16 protein-coding genes, 1 tRNA gene and 2 pseudogenes are annotated in these 16688 nt (G+C 34.1%); 8 read left to right on the plus strand and 11 right to left on the minus strand.

Going from position 1 to position 16688, the window contains the following annotated elements; all coding sequences use genetic code 11:
• Positions 1-77: 77 nt before the first annotated feature.
• From HMPREF0381_RS00105 to HMPREF0381_RS00130, 6 genes are all read right to left on the minus strand, one after another.
• Positions 78-1163, minus strand: coding sequence for a DUF5305 family protein (locus HMPREF0381_RS00105; protein ID WP_008749796.1), 1086 nt, complete (start codon positions 1161-1163; stop codon positions 78-80).
• Positions 1160-2350: a signal peptidase I gene (locus HMPREF0381_RS00110; RefSeq protein WP_008749797.1), complete on the minus strand. Its 1191-nt coding sequence runs from the start codon at positions 2348-2350 to the stop codon at positions 1160-1162. Before HMPREF0381_RS00110 ends, HMPREF0381_RS00105 begins: the two co-directional genes overlap by 4 nt.
• Positions 2343-2789 carry a hypothetical protein gene (locus tag HMPREF0381_RS00115; RefSeq protein ID WP_008749798.1) on the minus strand — a complete coding sequence of 149 codons (447 nt, stop codon included), beginning with the start codon at positions 2787-2789 and terminating at the stop codon, positions 2343-2345. Before HMPREF0381_RS00115 ends, HMPREF0381_RS00110 begins: the two co-directional genes overlap by 8 nt.
• Before the next feature lie 8 nt (positions 2790-2797).
• Complete coding sequence (locus tag HMPREF0381_RS00120; RefSeq protein WP_008749799.1) at positions 2798-3535, minus strand: hypothetical protein; 738 nt, start codon at positions 3533-3535, stop codon at positions 2798-2800.
• A 77-nt stretch (positions 3536-3612) separates the two neighbouring features.
• A complete protein-coding gene (locus HMPREF0381_RS00125; protein WP_008749800.1) occupies positions 3613-4281 on the minus strand; it encodes a response regulator transcription factor in 669 nt (222 codons plus the stop codon).
• Positions 4282-4291: 10 nt separating this feature from the next.
• Positions 4292-5920 carry a sensor histidine kinase gene (locus HMPREF0381_RS00130; protein ID WP_008749801.1) on the minus strand — a complete coding sequence of 543 codons (1629 nt, stop codon included), beginning with the start codon at positions 5918-5920 and terminating at the stop codon, positions 4292-4294.
• A gap of 401 nt (positions 5921-6321) precedes the next feature.
• On the opposite strand from HMPREF0381_RS00130, the gene HMPREF0381_RS00135 reads away from it, so the two are divergent.
• Positions 6322-7284, plus strand: coding sequence for an Mbeg1-like protein (locus tag HMPREF0381_RS00135; protein ID WP_008749802.1), 963 nt, complete (start codon positions 6322-6324; stop codon positions 7282-7284).
• Between the two features lie 331 nt (positions 7285-7615).
• Here the strand turns inward: HMPREF0381_RS00135 and HMPREF0381_RS15215 are convergent, their stop codons facing one another.
• Together HMPREF0381_RS15215 and HMPREF0381_RS15220 are read right to left on the minus strand one after the other, a co-directional pair.
• Entirely contained in the window at positions 7616-7972 is a 357-nt protein-coding gene (locus HMPREF0381_RS15215; RefSeq protein ID WP_242824362.1) for a hypothetical protein, read from the minus strand.
• 29 nt (positions 7973-8001) lie between these two features.
• Entirely contained in the window at positions 8002-8226 is a 225-nt protein-coding gene (locus tag HMPREF0381_RS15220) for a hypothetical protein (RefSeq protein ID WP_242824363.1), read from the minus strand.
• A 212-nt stretch (positions 8227-8438) separates the two neighbouring features.
• Here HMPREF0381_RS15220 and HMPREF0381_RS00145 point away from each other — a divergent pair, with 212 nt between their 5' ends.
• The 6 genes from HMPREF0381_RS00145 to HMPREF0381_RS00165 all read left to right on the plus strand — a co-directional run bounded on the left by HMPREF0381_RS00145 (position 8439) and on the right by HMPREF0381_RS00165 (position 12740).
• Positions 8439-8930: a DUF6978 family protein gene (locus HMPREF0381_RS00145; protein WP_008749805.1), complete on the plus strand. Its 492-nt coding sequence runs from the start codon at positions 8439-8441 to the stop codon at positions 8928-8930.
• Positions 8931-8953: 23 nt separating this feature from the next.
• Positions 8954-9721 (plus strand): DUF1829 domain-containing protein, encoded by a 768-nt coding sequence (locus HMPREF0381_RS00150; RefSeq protein ID WP_008749806.1) that lies wholly within the window; start codon positions 8954-8956, stop codon positions 9719-9721.
• Positions 9722-9776: 55 nt separating this feature from the next.
• Positions 9777-10961: an ImmA/IrrE family metallo-endopeptidase gene (locus HMPREF0381_RS00155; protein ID WP_008749807.1), complete on the plus strand. Its 1185-nt coding sequence runs from the start codon at positions 9777-9779 to the stop codon at positions 10959-10961.
• A complete protein-coding gene (locus tag HMPREF0381_RS00160; protein WP_008749808.1) occupies positions 10961-11476 on the plus strand; it encodes a DUF4411 family protein in 516 nt (171 codons plus the stop codon). Before HMPREF0381_RS00155 ends, HMPREF0381_RS00160 begins: the two co-directional genes overlap by 1 nt.
• Positions 11477-11639: 163 nt before the next feature.
• A complete protein-coding gene (locus HMPREF0381_RS15225) occupies positions 11640-11834 on the plus strand; it encodes a hypothetical protein (protein WP_008749809.1) in 195 nt (64 codons plus the stop codon).
• Positions 11835-11837: 3 nt separating this feature from the next.
• The gene (locus HMPREF0381_RS00165; protein WP_008749810.1) at positions 11838-12740 is read left to right on the plus strand and encodes a tyrosine-type recombinase/integrase; all 903 of its coding nucleotides are present in this window, start codon (positions 11838-11840) and stop codon (positions 12738-12740) included.
• A 159-nt stretch (positions 12741-12899) separates the two neighbouring features.
• Here HMPREF0381_RS00165 and HMPREF0381_RS00170 read toward each other — a convergent pair.
• From HMPREF0381_RS00170 to HMPREF0381_RS14270, 3 genes and pseudogenes are all read right to left on the minus strand, one after another.
• Positions 12900-12973 (minus strand) — tRNA-Pro (locus HMPREF0381_RS00170).
• Between the two features lie 146 nt (positions 12974-13119).
• Positions 13120-13446, minus strand: a pseudogene (locus tag HMPREF0381_RS00175) (hypothetical protein); the annotation flags it as partial.
• A 624-nt stretch (positions 13447-14070) separates the two neighbouring features.
• Positions 14071-14529, minus strand: a complete 459-nt coding sequence (locus HMPREF0381_RS14270) for a hypothetical protein (RefSeq protein ID WP_008749812.1) — start codon at positions 14527-14529, stop codon at positions 14071-14073.
• A 559-nt stretch (positions 14530-15088) separates the two neighbouring features.
• Between HMPREF0381_RS14270 and HMPREF0381_RS00190 the strand changes: the two are divergent.
• Positions 15089-16488, plus strand: a pseudogene (locus HMPREF0381_RS00190) (transposase); the annotation flags it as partial.
• Positions 16489-16688 lie beyond the last annotated feature (200 nt).

Raw genomic sequence — 16688 nt, forward strand, 5'->3', positions numbered from 1 at the left:
TTTGCTATTCTAACTTAATTAATGAATTATTAAAACATACTCAAGATATAATTCAACTACTCTTAAAGTAGTATTTATTATTGCTCTTTTATCCCCATATCATAAATATATACATATTGCTTTGCAAATATATATACTCTTCCGTCTTTGGGCAAATCATTCTCTCCCTCCACGTAAAACAGCGGCTCTCTGATTTGTTCTGAAATCTCCAACATATCCAGTATACCCCTTACTTCTATCAGAGGTCTTTCTCCAAATGCAGGCAAATCTTCTATACATATCATCCTGCTGCCATATTTTCTCATAAACTGTATAAGCTTTTTAACCTTAAGCTCTTCTCCTACAGCCTCCATACTGAAGAATTTTACAAAAGCTATAAGCAGGACGGCTATAAGCAACAGCAGTATATATACCGCATAATCCTTAAATCCCACCTTTGAACTTACTGTAGTGCTTTCCTTTATATCCCCTTTATCAGTAATTACATCATCCTTTTTGATTTGATAGAACTTTTCATTAGAAATAGGAATATACACCTTATAGGAGAATTCCTTTTCTTCACCTCCTATATTATATTTACCGCCAAACTGTATATAAAAGTCCTTCTCAGTTTCACCGCCAAGCTTTCCTTCTATCTCCTGTGCATAATTTTTATAGACCATACGGTCTATATCCAGATTTTTGTCTATCCTTACATTGTCGGTCACATCCTCGTCCAACTTACCGTCCGCAAGCGGATAAACCTTTTCATATATTACACTTTTTTCATCGTTATCACTTGCCTGATAGCCTTGTAAGACTGCGTTTATAGTATACTCTCCGGATATATTTACGGCATTTGTCAATATGGCTTCAGATATAAAATCAATATTTACAGTATCCGTAATTGCACTTGGATAAACTCTTCCCCCCTCTAAAAACTCACCCTCAAATATGTCGTTATTTTGTAAATGCACCTTATACTCCGCCTGTGTAGTAATATTATAGTCATTTACAACCATCTCTTTTGTCTGTTTATGTGGTCTAAGTTTTATAACCAGAGCCGCTACACTTGCTAATAAAAGTATAACACCTACAACATATAGAAGTAACCTTGTTGTTTTTGTCAATTTAATACAGATTTTATTATCAATGCCTATCAATTTGTCTTTTATATTTTTCATTTTTTGTCTACAACTCCTTCCGGGATTTTATCCTGTTCTCTTAGTATTAATGCCGGTAAGCCTATTTTAGGAACCACTTTTATAACAATGCCTTTGACGTCATTAGGTTCAACCTTATTTTCATCAGCAGCACTGTTATTGTCTCCCTTTGTTTCAAAGCTTATATTACCCGCTTTATCTTTTAACACTTTTTTTATTCTATGAGTTATAGTTATATTTCCTCTTTTAAAACTGATAATCTCACCCACAGTAAGAGTATTTATCTGTTCTTCTTTTTCTATTTTTTGTACCAGTACCACATCTCCCGGCATTATCAGAGGCTCCATACTTCCGGTAAGTATTACCGAAGGATAAACCGGGAACACCCCTACATTAAACCATACAAATGCTGTAGCCAGAAGCAATGATACCAAATACTTTATATCGGACTTTCTGTCTGTAATCTCATGACTGCTTCCTGCAAATACATGGTCAACTACAAAAGTTCCATATATTACCGGAAATGCAATACCGATAGAACCCTCAATAAGCCATGACAATGCAGGCAGTACAGGAAAACACTTTTCAAAAAGCTGTATTATACCGATATATACTACACTTGGCAGTACTCCTCCATAAAATACAAGTACCGACATCAAAATATTTCTTGTTATTATCGGCGCTACCGTCTGTATAGTATATATAGACAAATCCTTAACAGTCTTTGTAGTCAATAAACTTCCAAAATTGATTTCTATTAAACAGAATATAACAGTTATAGCGACTATCGCCACTCTCTTATATCTTAATGTCTTATATGCACCGGCAAATGAGTACTGCCTTACCATTTCCCTTGCTAAAATCTGTGGAAATATGGTAATTATATTCATCATTATTCCAAATAAAGATGTATCATAAGGGCTTGCAGCAAGCTTTTTCATCATTACCGCCGTCACAAACTGTAAAGCTATGAAAATTATTCCACCTGAAAATCCATAACCTACCAGATATTTATCTCCCTTTGTCGGAATATACAGCCATGGCAGAATAAAGAATATAATACCTATAATAACACACCAATAGGCCGACATGAGTAAAGGCACACTATTAAGCCTTCCTTTAATATATGGCAAAGACGGCATTACAACACATATTAAAAGCAGGCTTGCATATATAATATATCTTTTTTCAGTGCTTGATTTACTCATGGTTTGCTTCTACTTCTACCTTACTTTCGACATTATATTCATTATCTTTTGTACTCTCTTTTTTATCGGATTCCTCTTTCACACTCTCCTTTTTATCGGATTCTTCTTTCACACTCTCTTTTTTATCGGTTTCTTCTTTCACACTCTCTTTTGTAGCGGATTCTTCCTTTATACTCTCCTTTGTAGCGGATTCCTCTTTTATGCTTTCCGTATTCGATTGTTCACTTTGTTCGGGTTTTATAGTTATATCCTTTTGCTCAGGCACTTCACTTTCATTATTTTTCTGTTCTTTGGCATCACCTTTTACTTCTATTTCCACATTATATAAAAGCGGAATACCGGCCTTTACTTTTAATTCGTCCTTCCAATATGCAAAGGCTGTTATACCGGATACTGTTACCATAAATGCCACCAATATACCTAATACTATTTTTTTCATATCGCCTCCTATTTTGAACTCTTATTTACTTTAGATCCGCTCTGGAATACATCATAAGGAATTTCAAGTGAGTACTTCACCAGTACGCCATTATGTTTATACAAACTTTCACCTGTCATCTCATCAGTATTATCAGCATCCGCATCTATATCAGTATTATCAGCATCCATATCAACATCTTCAGCATCTATATCAAGCTTGGTAGGAAAATTTCTAATCATATCGGCACTGTCTGCACTAAGTTTTAAATAAATCTGACCTATATTGTCATTCGTATTTTCCTTACTCAAAATTTCATATACTTCAAACTGAAGAGGTTGTACAAATGTAGACTCATTCTCTCCAAGTGAATAACTTTCTCCCTTGTAAATAAGTTCCGCACTTTCCGCCTGTAGCTCTACACTCTGTCCGGGCTTTGACAAATCCAGATTGCTATGATTCAGTTTATCCACAGTACTGTCTTTTGAAGGTGTTACAGGAAACTCTAATTTTAACATTTTACCTTCAAGCAATGAATTGACAGGAAGACCCTCATCAAATGATATTTGCAAATCTCTGTCTGTAGGATTGAACTCAGCTTTAACAGGAGTCTCCAAATTACCGCTTGCATCTGTAATACCTGCAGAATATCTATCACTATGTTTACCGAATACTACATCCATAGTACCGCTTGTAAACTTTGCCTCTGCATTGATATTGGTATACCAGCTGGAGTAACTTCCTCCTATTGCAAGCAACCAGTCCAAAGAACAGGGTCAAAAAAATATAAGACTTTTTAAAAATTTTTTTTCTATGCATATTTGCTATTCTCCTAAAATATATTTTAAAATCTCTGGTTCATCTCCAAAGAGTTTAATGCTAATTGAAATCTTTCTATATGCTTTTCAACAAATACCAAAACTTCAGTTCTGGTATATATTTCCAGCTTACTGAATATATTTGAAATATGTTTCTTTACGGTGCCTTCTGATATTGACAAAATATTTGCCAACTTTGCATTAGAATATCCCTCCCGCAAAAGCAATGCCACTTCTAACTCTCGCCTTGTCAATGTATCGATTTTCTTTTCTTCATCTGAAGTATTGCCTACATTTGCCATTAAATCAGACGAATAAAACTTCCCGCCCCTGTCTACGACTTTCAAGCCGTATACAATATCATCTACAAAAGCATCTTTAAGTATATATGCATCTATACCCATATTCTTGGCTTTCATAAAATCTATTTCACTGGAGGAAGATGTTATAACAAAAGTTTTTATATTTTTATTTTTATCATGGTTTTGATTCTGTATCCACTCTAAAAAGTCAAAACCGCTTTCATTATTTAGATTCAAGTCTACAAATACACTGTCTATTGATTTTTCTCTTGCCAAATCAATAGCTTCCTTGACTGTACCGGCCTGTACAGTCTCCTCTTCGGGTTTGTGCAATTTTATAATAGACTCCAAACCCTGTCTTGCAATAGGATGATCATCCAAAACAAGTACCATATATGCCTCCCTATCTTGGTAAACTAAGTTTTACTCTAACCCCACTTTTTTCACCATGCACTATACTTAAAAAACCTTTAAGTAAAACTGCTATACTTCTCATATTCTTTAACCCGTTACCCTCGTGGAAATCTTTGTCATCCTTAGAAAAGCCTAACCCGTCATCTTCAACCACCAGTTCAATCGAATTGGCATTTAACTTCAAATTGACTTCCACGTTTTTTGCCTGTCCATGTTTTATTGCATTATTGACTGCCTCACAGGCTACTCTATATAGTGCTATCTTCTGTGCAATAGCTATATAATCCGACTGTTCATCCAGATTAACCTTTATACTTACCTCATTCAGCCTTTCCACTTCCTCCATATATGCATATATTGTATGAATAAAAGTATTCAGATTATCTTTAAATCTCTTGCCGTATATACTCTCACGTAACTCCGCCATAGTATTTTCTACAGAATCTCTTAACATCTTTATAGCTTCTACATAATCTTCTTTATTTTTTATCTTGCTTTCCAATAATATCAAGCTACAGTCAATTCCAAAAAGCTTCTGTATTACAGTATCATGAATCTCATTTGCAATGCGATTCTGCTCCTCTACCGCAACGAATCTCTCTATCTGAGAATACATATCCAAATTGTTGAAAACAGTCTTTATAAGATGTCTGTAAAAATCTTTTTCCTCTTTAGATGTATCTACCACCTTTCTTACCAGAACTCCGCTGATATAAGTACTCTCTCCAAAAGCTGTCAATTCATAGCTTTTTCCTCCTGAATATATATAACATATATCTTTGTTATCTTCAACATTTAATGTACCATGTTTTTCATTCCAATCTTGTACCTTAACCAGTATATCATCATATACCGTTTTATCCACACCATAACTTTCTATAATTTCCGGTGCATCATCATGCTCAAACTTTATAAGCACAAATTCCGAATACATCTTATCTTTTTTTAATGCAAGTGACAACTTCTCCATAATTTTCTTAGGGTCGGTCATTGCAAAAAGTCCGAAGCTCTCACTCAGCTCTGCAAGTATTGTAAATGCATAATTGCTCAGTTCCTTTTCTTTTTGTAATTCCGTATTCAGACTTTCCAGCTCTTCCTTCTGTTCATCAATACATTTTATATAATAGCGAACAATATAAAACTCAACCATAAGCATCAGCATTCCCAAAACAATATTTGCTTCCTTATAAACCGAGCCTTCTATATTATCCCCTGTTAAAGTGCAAATCCAACACCAAATACAGGCTATAAATGTTATTAATATATTTTTGTCCAAGGCTACCATCAACAGTATACAGTTAACCTCATACCACAGATATGGACTGTTTAAACCGCCGCTTAAGAATATAAAAATCCCGTATGCAAACACTTCCAAGCTGAACATCACTCGAAAGTGCAATACATTCTCACAAACTCTTTTGTATAACCAGCAGCTTAAAGCACATGACACAAACATACCTGTAAAAATATATCTGTTTATATCCTCTCTGTTATAGATCGATACAAAAATATAAAACACTGTAGATACTATAAACGATATTACTCTCCACAGTACATTTATATTAACATAAGTAGAACTTTCTTTGTCGTTAGTCATATTGTCCTTACTCTCAAGCATAAAAGTTTTTAGACGATTAAAGTTTTTATATAATACTCTGAAAATTATTTATGAGTTAATTACACTCAATACTATAACACCCTAATCCTATTATTATTTACCTATATAATCACTTTTAACTTGTAATTTTTATTTTGTATATACAAGTTTTTGCCAAATATATGTACTAAATATATACGTAATTAGTATATCACAATTTTGTAAAAAAGGTTATATTTCTTTAAAAATCCAAGTAATATCTTTTTGGCTGCACTAATTCTTGATTGGTGTATAATACAGATTAATATATGCTTTATCTTATATGTTTACAACACTCTGATTTTATATTATTGTATATTTAAACAGTCGGCTTTTCTGAAGCTATAATACTTATTTATTCATATTAACAAAAGGAGGTTATAATGGCAAATATTTTTGACTATATAAAATGGCGTGGAGATCTGTCTTTTGATGTCTCTCCGTTTAATGAACTTGATAATGCGGTTTTTTCATTATTTTCCTATCTTGATTTAAAAGACTTGCAAAAAGAGATAAATTCCATAGGTATTTCTCTTTCAGATGTCTGTAGATACCTGATTAATCATGATTATCACTATGGCTACATGAACAAAATAACTACAGATTTTTTAAATACACTTGCAAATTCCGAAAGATTCGGAAAAGTTATTATAGTTGATTATATAGACCTCTATCATAAGAAAAAGTATCAATTTTCATCAACAGGATTTTTGTATGATGACAGTCAGATATATATTGCATTTAGAGGAACCGATAACAGTATTGTTGCATGGAAAGAGGACTTTATGATGAGCTTTTCAGTTATCCCGGCTCAGAAATTTGCTCTAAGTTTTCTAAAGAAGGTTATTTCAAAGCATCCGAATACGGATTTTATAGTAGGTGGACATAGTAAGGGCGGTAATCTTGCAATTTACTCATGTGCTATGTGTGAGAAAAAATTTCAAGACAGAATCACTACCATATATAATAATGACGGACCCGATCTTTGTGAGGAAGTAATTAATACTGATGTTATGAAGGCTATTGAGGACAGAATAGTCAAGATAGTTCCTGATTTTTGCATAGTAGGAATGATTTTTAACAATACAAAAAATATAAAGGTTGTAAAAGCGGATAATCCGGCTTTTTTACAGCATGATATATTAAACTGGAATTGCATAGGTACAAACTTTGAGTATGTTGATGATGTAAGCAAGAATGCAAACAGATTCAACAGTCTGATCGACAAAGTATTGGAAAATACCGATTTGAGCAAGCGCAAGGAATATGTAAATAATTTTTTTGACAAGATAATAGATTCCGGCACAACCAGACTGCCTTGGGGCGAGAACAATCCTACAACTTAAGTAAATATTTATTATACTGTTATCCCAAGCTCTGCAACCAATGCCGAAAGAACCTTTTATCAGCAGCTATTTCCTGTTTGATACCGATGTTTGAACCCTTTATCTTTTATTTTGAAATCCGCTACAGCAAAACAGTGATTTTAGACATTAAATTTAATGTGAAATCCCTTACTTTTGCCTATAGCTAAGATAAAAAACAAAAGGGATTTGAATCAATGCACGGTTCAAATCTCTAAATTAAAAGAGCAGGAGAATCTTTCCTTCCCCTGCTCCGGATAATTTTATATTGTTCCTCAATATACGATATCAGATTATTTCACCCATGTATTAGTTACATAACTTCCGTTAGAGTCTTTATATTTCCATCCTCCATCGGTATTTTCCCAACCCTGAGATGATGTATTTGCAGGTGAACCCATATCTGCATAAAAATAAAACCTACTTTATTTGCATTTTGCTCCTTGAAGAGGTTTCCACCATAATATGATCCTGCCGCATTGCTGCCTGTATTCTTAGAAAAAGATATTATTACATCCTGTCCGTTGTATCCTTTATATGTACTTCTGTCTAATATTGTTTTACCGACATTATAACTGCTTATTGTAAGTGGGTGAATACTCCGTTGACCTTTCCAAATCCAATGTAGGAGCCGCAAAAGCTGAATCTTTATAGTTATACATAATAACATTGTTTTGCCTGTTAATTGCTCCCAAAGGTTCATAGAAATATGTCTACATATTTTGAATCCACCTGATTCACGCTTAGAACGACATCTTTTGTAATGACAGGCATAGTTATTTCTGTTCCAAGCGTTGAGTTACAAGTGTAAGTCCTTCCGGTATCTCTGCTTTTTATTGTGATATAGGGATTACTTGAAGTAAAAGCAAATGCATTAAAGCACATAAGCACAGAAAAAGGGGGTGTTAATAACAGTTTCTTCATAAATACTCCTTTCTCCTGCCGCTTCATTAAACAGCTTTGACTGCTCCATTATGTCAAAAGGTAATATTCATAATCTTTCTGTTCATATAAGCCCTAACAGTTTCAGAAAACTCTTTATTACGACATAATCGGTAAAGTAGTAGGTAGCTTTACACCTATTGAGGTATAAATATCATAGGTAAAGTAGCGGAGCTTAGAGGGAAGTTTGATGATTGCATATAACCAGCAGAGCTGATGATACTGGAAGGAGGTGTATTAATATTCTTACTCAAGAAGAGGCAGAAATATTACTAAAGGCACTAAAGGAATCCCTTGTTAATTTTATTAGTATCCCTGATAACGGGACCAACCTGGATTTTAAAGTAAAAAGTAATCAGCCTTTGGAAATGTTTACCATTAACTTGTACAAAGGAAATATCGGAAAAAAATATAATATAGAAGCAAGAATAAGTAAAAACAATGTTCGTCTATTGGCACTACATATAAATGCTACAAACAAGCATTATAATCCACCCGAGCTTGGTGGGGATCTTATTACTGGATCTCACTGGCATATTTATAGAGAGGGTTTCAACCTTGCATTTGCATATCCGGCAAAGGATATAGCTGATAAGGATTTTTGCGAAAATACATTGGCTTTTTTTAGAGAGTTTAATATAATAGAAGTGCCAAAGCTTTCATCACAAATTGATTTATTAGGATAATTTTTAAAGAAAGGAGAATTACTATGGAGATTTCCAATCTAATCAACGAGTATACACAGTGGCTTAAGCAAGAAATCACTTTTGCAAAAACTGGAGATTTCTATGAAATAACCACTCCATTTCTTGATATGAACAATGATTATATTCAAATATATACCAAATTGAGTGATGATGATATTTATATGACTGATGATGGTTACACCTTACAAGTTCTGTTATCAAATGGATTGCGTATATCCGGTAAAAGGAAAGAATTATTAGATTATATAGTTAAACAATATGGTTTTAGTATCTCTAAGAATCTTGAAATAACCGGAAGTTGTGCACTAAGAGACTTTCCTTTATCTAAGCATCTTTTTGTGCAGTGCATAATGAAAGTTAATGATCTATTTATGGTGAAAAAAAGTACAAAAATAGAGTCTATATTCTTAGACGATGTTACTGATTTCTTCACTCAAAAGAACATAATGGCATCAGAGCAAGTTAGCATAATTGGAAAAACAGGATATAGCCACTCTTATGATTTTATATTTGCAAGAACTAAAAATCATCCTGAGAGACTATGCAACGCTATAAATAATCCTGATAAATCTCATATCAATAATGCTATATTCTCGTGGATTGATACTAAAGAAAATCGCAAGCCTGATAGTCAATTAATTTTAATAGTGAATGATTTGGATAAGAGAATACCTGGTAGCCTTGAAAAAGCCACTCAAAGTTATGATATCAACATGATACAGTGGACTGATAGAAACAGTAAAAAAAGCCTAGATTTACTGGCATCTTGATTTTTTATATTAAAAAAGCCACCCGGTACGCTAATACCAAGGCTTAATTAAAACTATGAAAGGAGGTGTTTTAATGTCCGGCGTTTCTGTAAAAGTAAACCCAACAATATTAAACTGGTTGATGCAAAAAGCCCAACAAAGCAATGTTGGCAGTTCTGTGACAGATTTAATAAAAAAATGGATATCCGGAGAAGAGGAGCCTACATTCAGTCAGATTGAGACCGTAAGTAAAAAAACAAACATTCCTTTTGGGTATTTTTTCCTTGAGAAGCCTCCGATAGAGGATTGCAAGATAGTTAATTTTCGTACAGTTGACAGTATCAGCATTCAGAATCCAAGTAGAGATTTAATAGATACTGTTGATATGATGTCCGGTGTTCAAGAATGGATGGCAGAGTACAATAAAGACAACGGAGCATCTAGGTATGAATTTGTCGAAAGCATAAAAATAACTGACGGATTGATACATGCATCTAATACCATTAGAAAAGGACTAAACTTAAATCCAAATTGGTTTGAAAGTTTCAGAAATGCAAAAGAGGCTTTTAACAGCCTGCGTAACACTATTTCCGACCTTGGCATTATTGTTATGATGAACGGTATAGTTGGTAATAATACGCACCGTACTCTTAATGTATCCGAGTTTAGAGCATTTGCCCTAACAGATCCATACGCACCACTAATTTTTATTAATTCCAGAGATACTGATAATGGAAAATTATTCTCTTTATTACATGAATTAGTACATGTTTTTATAGGTAAAGATGATTTTTATAATGACACACATGGAGTATCTCAAAAAGTCAGCAAAGAAGAACAATTCTGTAATGCTGTAGCGGCTGAAATTTTAGTTCCCGATTCTGCTTTTATAGCTGAATGGTCTAAGCAAAATGGAAACATTGAAACAATCATTTGTGCACTTGAAAAAAAATTCATATGCAGTCGCTTTACATTGCTTATAAAAGCATTTAATACCGGGAAAATAGGAAAAATTGAATTTAATAGGTTTTTAAATCTGTTTCAAGAACAATTTGAAGTTATGCAGAATCAAAAGCAGGATAGAGCATCCGACGGAGGAGATTTTTATCGCACCCTTTCCACAAAATGGGATAAAAAGGTTATCCAAGCAATGTATAGCAGCGCACAAAGCGGAAGAAATCAATATAGAGATGTGTATCGCCTTACAAATACTACCGGAAAAACCTTTCACGAACTTGTTAGAAAGGTGGGAGTTGTTTAATGTCAAAAATATTTTTACTTGACTCAAATGTTTTCATCACACCTTACAGACTTTATTACCCGTTTGATTTTGCACCCGGATATTGGCAACAATTAGAAGTTTCTTTACAACTTGATAATGTGAAAGTTCCGGATGTTGTTTTTAAGGAAGTTTCACGAATGGAAGATGAATTGTCTGTTTGGATAAAAAATTTGAGTAGCTTCAAACCCTTATCAACAAAGGCATCATCTGTCCTTGCCAATTACAGAAAAGTCCTTAGCTATGTACAGAACTGCGGCTTATATAAAGATGAGGCACTTAGAAATTGGGCACAAAAAGATATTGCCGATCCTTGGTTAATTGCCGTTGCAATGGAGTTAAAAGCCATTATAATCACTGAAGAAGTTTCTGTAGGTTCAGGGCTTTCAACAAAAAATCCGTCAAAAAATGCAAAGCTTCCTGATGTAGCAAATTATTTTGGTGTTAAATGTGAAAGGCTATTTTACTTTATGAGAGAAATGAATTTTAAACTCTGAAGCTGATTAAAAAAGCCACCCGGTACGCCAATACCAAGTGGCACGCATATACATTGTAAAGCTGTTACGCTTACAGTATAAGCCATCGACAAGCTATATTGTACCACTGTAACAGCTGTTTGACAATGCTGTTATTTTTATACCCAAAATTAAGGAGGTACATATGGCAAAGGCTAAATATACCAAAACAAAGTCCGGATATTTCCGTACTAAAGTATGGGATGGTACTTATAATGCTGACGGATCCAAGCACAGAATAGATGTTACATCTAAAAAGTCCTGTGCCGATCTGGAGCGTAAAGTAAATGAGATTAAGAATCGTGTAAGTCAGAATGACTTTATAGCTTCAAGTACATAGACAGTGTATGATTATGCTCTTTATTGGCTTGATACTTATAAATCTGTAAAATCAAGAAATACATACTTGTCATATAAGCGTACCATAGAATATCATTTGCAGGACTTCTACTCTCTTAAACTGCAATCCCTTACAAGAGGACACATACAACAACTTATAAACTCAAGATTTGATAAGCCTCGTACTTGTAAGCTTATAGCCCTTGTAATAAAACAGGTTGTAAAGTCTGCTATAAAGGACGGTATACTTGCTCCTGCTTCTTATGAGGTTATATGCACTGATATAGCATTACCTAAGTATGCCGCAAAAAAGAAAGCCATTATAAAGGCTGAAATACTCGACAGCATACTTGACATAGATTTTGCAGACAGAGAAAAATGTTTCTTGTACATCATATACGGCTGTGGCCTAAGACGTGAAGAGGCACTTGCACTTACTAAAGATGATATAGACTTTGATACAGCTGAGATAAGTGTATCTAAAGCTCTTTGCTTTGACGGGAACAATGCTTATATTAAAGAACCGAAATCCCAAAGAGGTTACAGGCGTGTACCTATGCCCGGCTTTCTTATTGATTTCTTGCAAGCCTACACACAGGTATCAGGCTATAATCTTATTACTAAGCGGGACGGCAGTATAATTACTGAAAGTAGCTATGTAAAAATGTGGAAATCTATAAAGAAAAAAATAGATAACAGTTTAGGTGCAGGAGTATCAAAGAATCTCACTGCACACTCTTTCAGGCATAACTACTGTACAAGACTCTGCTATCAAATACCTCTGATCAGCACAAAGATGATAGCTAAATTACTAGGAGATGATGAGAAAATGGTTATAGATGTATACAGTCATATACTGGAAGAAAAAGAAGATTGTCAGTCTGCAATTTCCAATATTTTTGAGTAAATCTGTGCGACAAAATTGCGACATGTTGGTTTTAAAAAAGCACTTTGCGACACTTTTGCGACATGAAATCAACTTAAAACCTATGTAAATCAATGTACTCTAACACACAAAAAGTGGCTCAAAGCCTTTATTTACAAGGTTTTAAGCCACTTTTATCAATCGGAATGACAAGACTTGAACTTGCGACCTCTTGACCCCCAGTCAAGCGTGCTACCAAACTGCACCACATCCCGTAAACTATCAATGCACTACCTATTATATAAGAATTTTTATTATTTGCCAACAAAATTTTTAATAAATTTATACTGTGCGGCTTTCAGCTATAGACGCGACTACACCATGAATAATTCAGGATAAAGAACTCTTTTAGTCTTTACCTTTTATGTCTGTTTTCTTTCAATACCTGCTTTTTATACTCCGCTCCGTCATATCCTATAACCCTAAGCGGCATCAGCTTTTCCGGTGTAGTCCGGTTTTCAAGGCCAAACAATGCTATATTGATTTGGCTGTTTTTCCAATACTTTGCAACATCTCTATCCTGTGAGTAAATATCACCGTCTATCTTTAATGCACTGCCGGTAGGCGTGTCTATCAATGCATTTTCTTCTATTATCTTTTTACTGTTAAATAACAATACATTTACTATATCTGCAAATACATCATTATATCTTTCAAGCATCTTCTGTGTTATATCCTTACTTTTCATACCCTTCTCCTTTATTATACCAAAGAAATTCAACCGATTCTATCTTAAAAATACCTATACGCAACTGTACAGCCAAGCAACCTGTTATACTTGACTGTACAGCTGAGTGCCCAAAGTCGATGCACCGACTATATCATGGTTTTTAGAACTTTTTAGAAACTTAGATTAAATAGAGCGGAAAGTGCATTTCCCATAGATTACATCAGATACCAAACCAAAAACCATGAAAAACATTTGATGGCTCTATTATACCAACTATGCCTATTTTGACAATAGATTACATTAATACTTAAGATTTAAAAATCACTTTTGGTGTATTGCATAAAAATATCAAGGAATATTGTGCAGTATCACGAATATTCCTTGTGCAATATGCTATAAAATACATCCTCTCTTTTGGCAGTATATTAAGCATATTGTAATGATCAATTTGTTACGTTAATTTGATATCACTTTAATTTGACAAATCAATATATAATAAAAGCCCTGTCAGGAAATAAAATTGTATGATTAATGTTTGGGTTGGGCATTACCAATCTCATCATTTTTTATTATATGTTAACTTCCTCTAATTTTACATCTAAAAATTTCTGCCTTGTATATTTTACACAAGGCAGAAATTTTCTATTCTTCAGTCAAATTATCAACTTTTATATATCTCAGAATTTCCTCGTAAGTTTTCTCACTCTTAAGTATCTCCTTCCAAAGCTCATCTTTTCTAACAGCATCTCGTTTATCAAGAAGTACCTGAAGGCTGCTTACTGATGATTCATATGCAGCTTTGCTCTTTACAACTTTTATCTGAGCCTTTTCAATCTGCTGTTCAATGGTATCTGAAAACTCATTTTTTCTTGTTCTTCCCATTTTCTTTGCCTCCTCCAGCTTGATACTTATTTCTTCTGCATAATGTTTTATAATACTTGCATCCATTCCAAATGCTTTTAGTATTATCTTCTGTGTTGCCTTTGCAGCATGGTCAAGTCTATATTTGTTATCTGTCAGTCGTACCATTTCTATCTTTTCCAGTTCCTTGAGTGCAGCCTGAACAGTCATAAAATTTGTTCTTTTGTCAAGCTTTCTCATTTTATCTTTCAGATAGCTATATATCCGGTTCCAGATAATTAATGCAATAAAAATCTTGGAATCGGCAGCCGAATCTCCATAGATCTAAGACTCTTATCTCCAAGATATGATTTATCTCCTCTAAAACAGCTTCTCTGATGCATCCCTGCTCTTATAAATGTTTAACGCTTCATTTGCTGTCATCTTTTCAGATGTGATAATACAGAAGTAACCACTAAGAGAATTCTCCCTCTCAATCACAGATGCTTTTTCTTAAGGGAAAAAATACCCCATTTTGTTCATTATAATGTAGTATAAAGTATTTGCTAAATTCGGGTTCAAAGGTGACAGCCTCATTTATGTGTTTCATAAGATAAGCTTTCATCTGCCTAAGTTTTTTGCAATGAACATCCGCTCACTGCTCTCTTTATTGATACTTGGGCGTTTGCGAAACGCCAAAAGCCGCATGATTACGGCACTATTTTAGTTATAAAATAAAACAACTCCTCATTGGTTTGTGTTAAAATAGGACTATCACGAAACTACTAACCATATCAACCAATAAAGGAGTCGTGCATATATGATAACATACAAACAGCTTTCTTTGGCAGATATTTTTACAGATTGCCAAAATAAATTTGATAATGATAAATATGAGTTTCTTTCTATTCTTGAACAAACCGTTGATCTTGACGAAATTGTTCCGCATTCTTTTGCTTTACATTTTCATGCTTCCACCGGCAGACCACGTAATCATCTTCTCTATCCTATGCTCAAGGCTCTGTTATTACAGCTTATTTTTTCAATCCCTACCACATCCCTTCTGATTGTATTCCTAAAGTACTCTAAGGCATTACGAGATTTCTGTGGCTTTGATGTCGTTCCGGATACCTCTAAAATTTACTCGTTTCAAACAGGATTTCCTTTTGGACTTACAAGTTATGTTCGACCATATGCTAGATCTTACAGAACCTATATGTCAAAAGATTGATAAACAAAAGGCTTCCATGTATTGATAAAGTATTGATAAACAAAAGGCTTCCATGCTGCTTTTTGATACTTCAGGTATTGAAGCATGGGTAACTGAGAATAATCCCAAATATGCCAACCGTATAATTAAACAATTAAAAACTTTTAAAAAGGCTAATGGACTTGATAACTCCTATGACCCTTATAAAGCCGCCTATTCTTCCATGCCCTCTCATTCATCAGCCAATCCCGCTATCAGGCAGATACATGTGAACGGTCATTTTTGTTATGCCTACAAATTCGGTATTTTAACAAACGGACTTGGCATTGTCAGGGATATCTGCTTTTACAACAAAAACTTTATTAAATTTCATCCTGAAATCGTAATAGAAAAAAAATCTGATTCTCCGGATGAGAATAAAAGCCTTGCGGATGCAAAAGCATTAATTCCCACATTAAAGGATTTTTTCAAAAAACATCATCTAATCAATCCTAAAACTTTTCTTGGTGATGCCGCTTTTGATTCCATCGAAATTTATAAATTCCTCCTTGAAAACACCTCCTTTGAAAAAGCCCATATTCCTCTTAAAACTAAGCTCAAAATCAAAGGTGCCAATTATGTCGTTAATGAAAACGGTATTCCTTGTTGTCCACATGATTCTTCACTTCTTATGAAACGAGAAGGTAGTAAATCACACCTACGATGTGGACTTCCAACCATGAAATTCGTTTGTTCCAAAATGAATTGGAAATGGAACAATGTGGCACAAAAATCAAAACGTGTATGCCACTGTGATAATCCTTGCACAACTTCATCCTGTAGTAGAATGATTTATATCTACTTTGAACAGAACCTTCGTGCTTATCCCGGATGTATCAGTGATACCGATGAATGGGATTCCACTTACAAAATACGCATAAATGTAGAAAAATCCATTAACCACTTCAAAGACATTCTTTGTGTTACAGGTCGTAAAACTCAAAACGAAAAAACTCTTCATGCTGATTTACTCCTTGCCGGGCTGCTTACTGTCATGGTTGCTGATAAAATTCATAATTACAAATATATTCGCAGCTTAAAGTCCCTAATTGCCTAAGTCTACTTTTTGTATATTCTCTTACAGGTGGCTGTCGCACTAAGTGATTAGTGTGCAGCCTCTTTTTAATAAAAAAATTACAGCCGGACTTAGAAAAGTTCGGCTGATGGTGTA

It is taken from the genome of Lachnoanaerobaculum saburreum DSM 3986 (assembly GCF_000185385.1).
Taxonomy (GTDB): Bacteria; Bacillota; Clostridia; order Lachnospirales; family Lachnospiraceae; genus Lachnoanaerobaculum; species Lachnoanaerobaculum saburreum.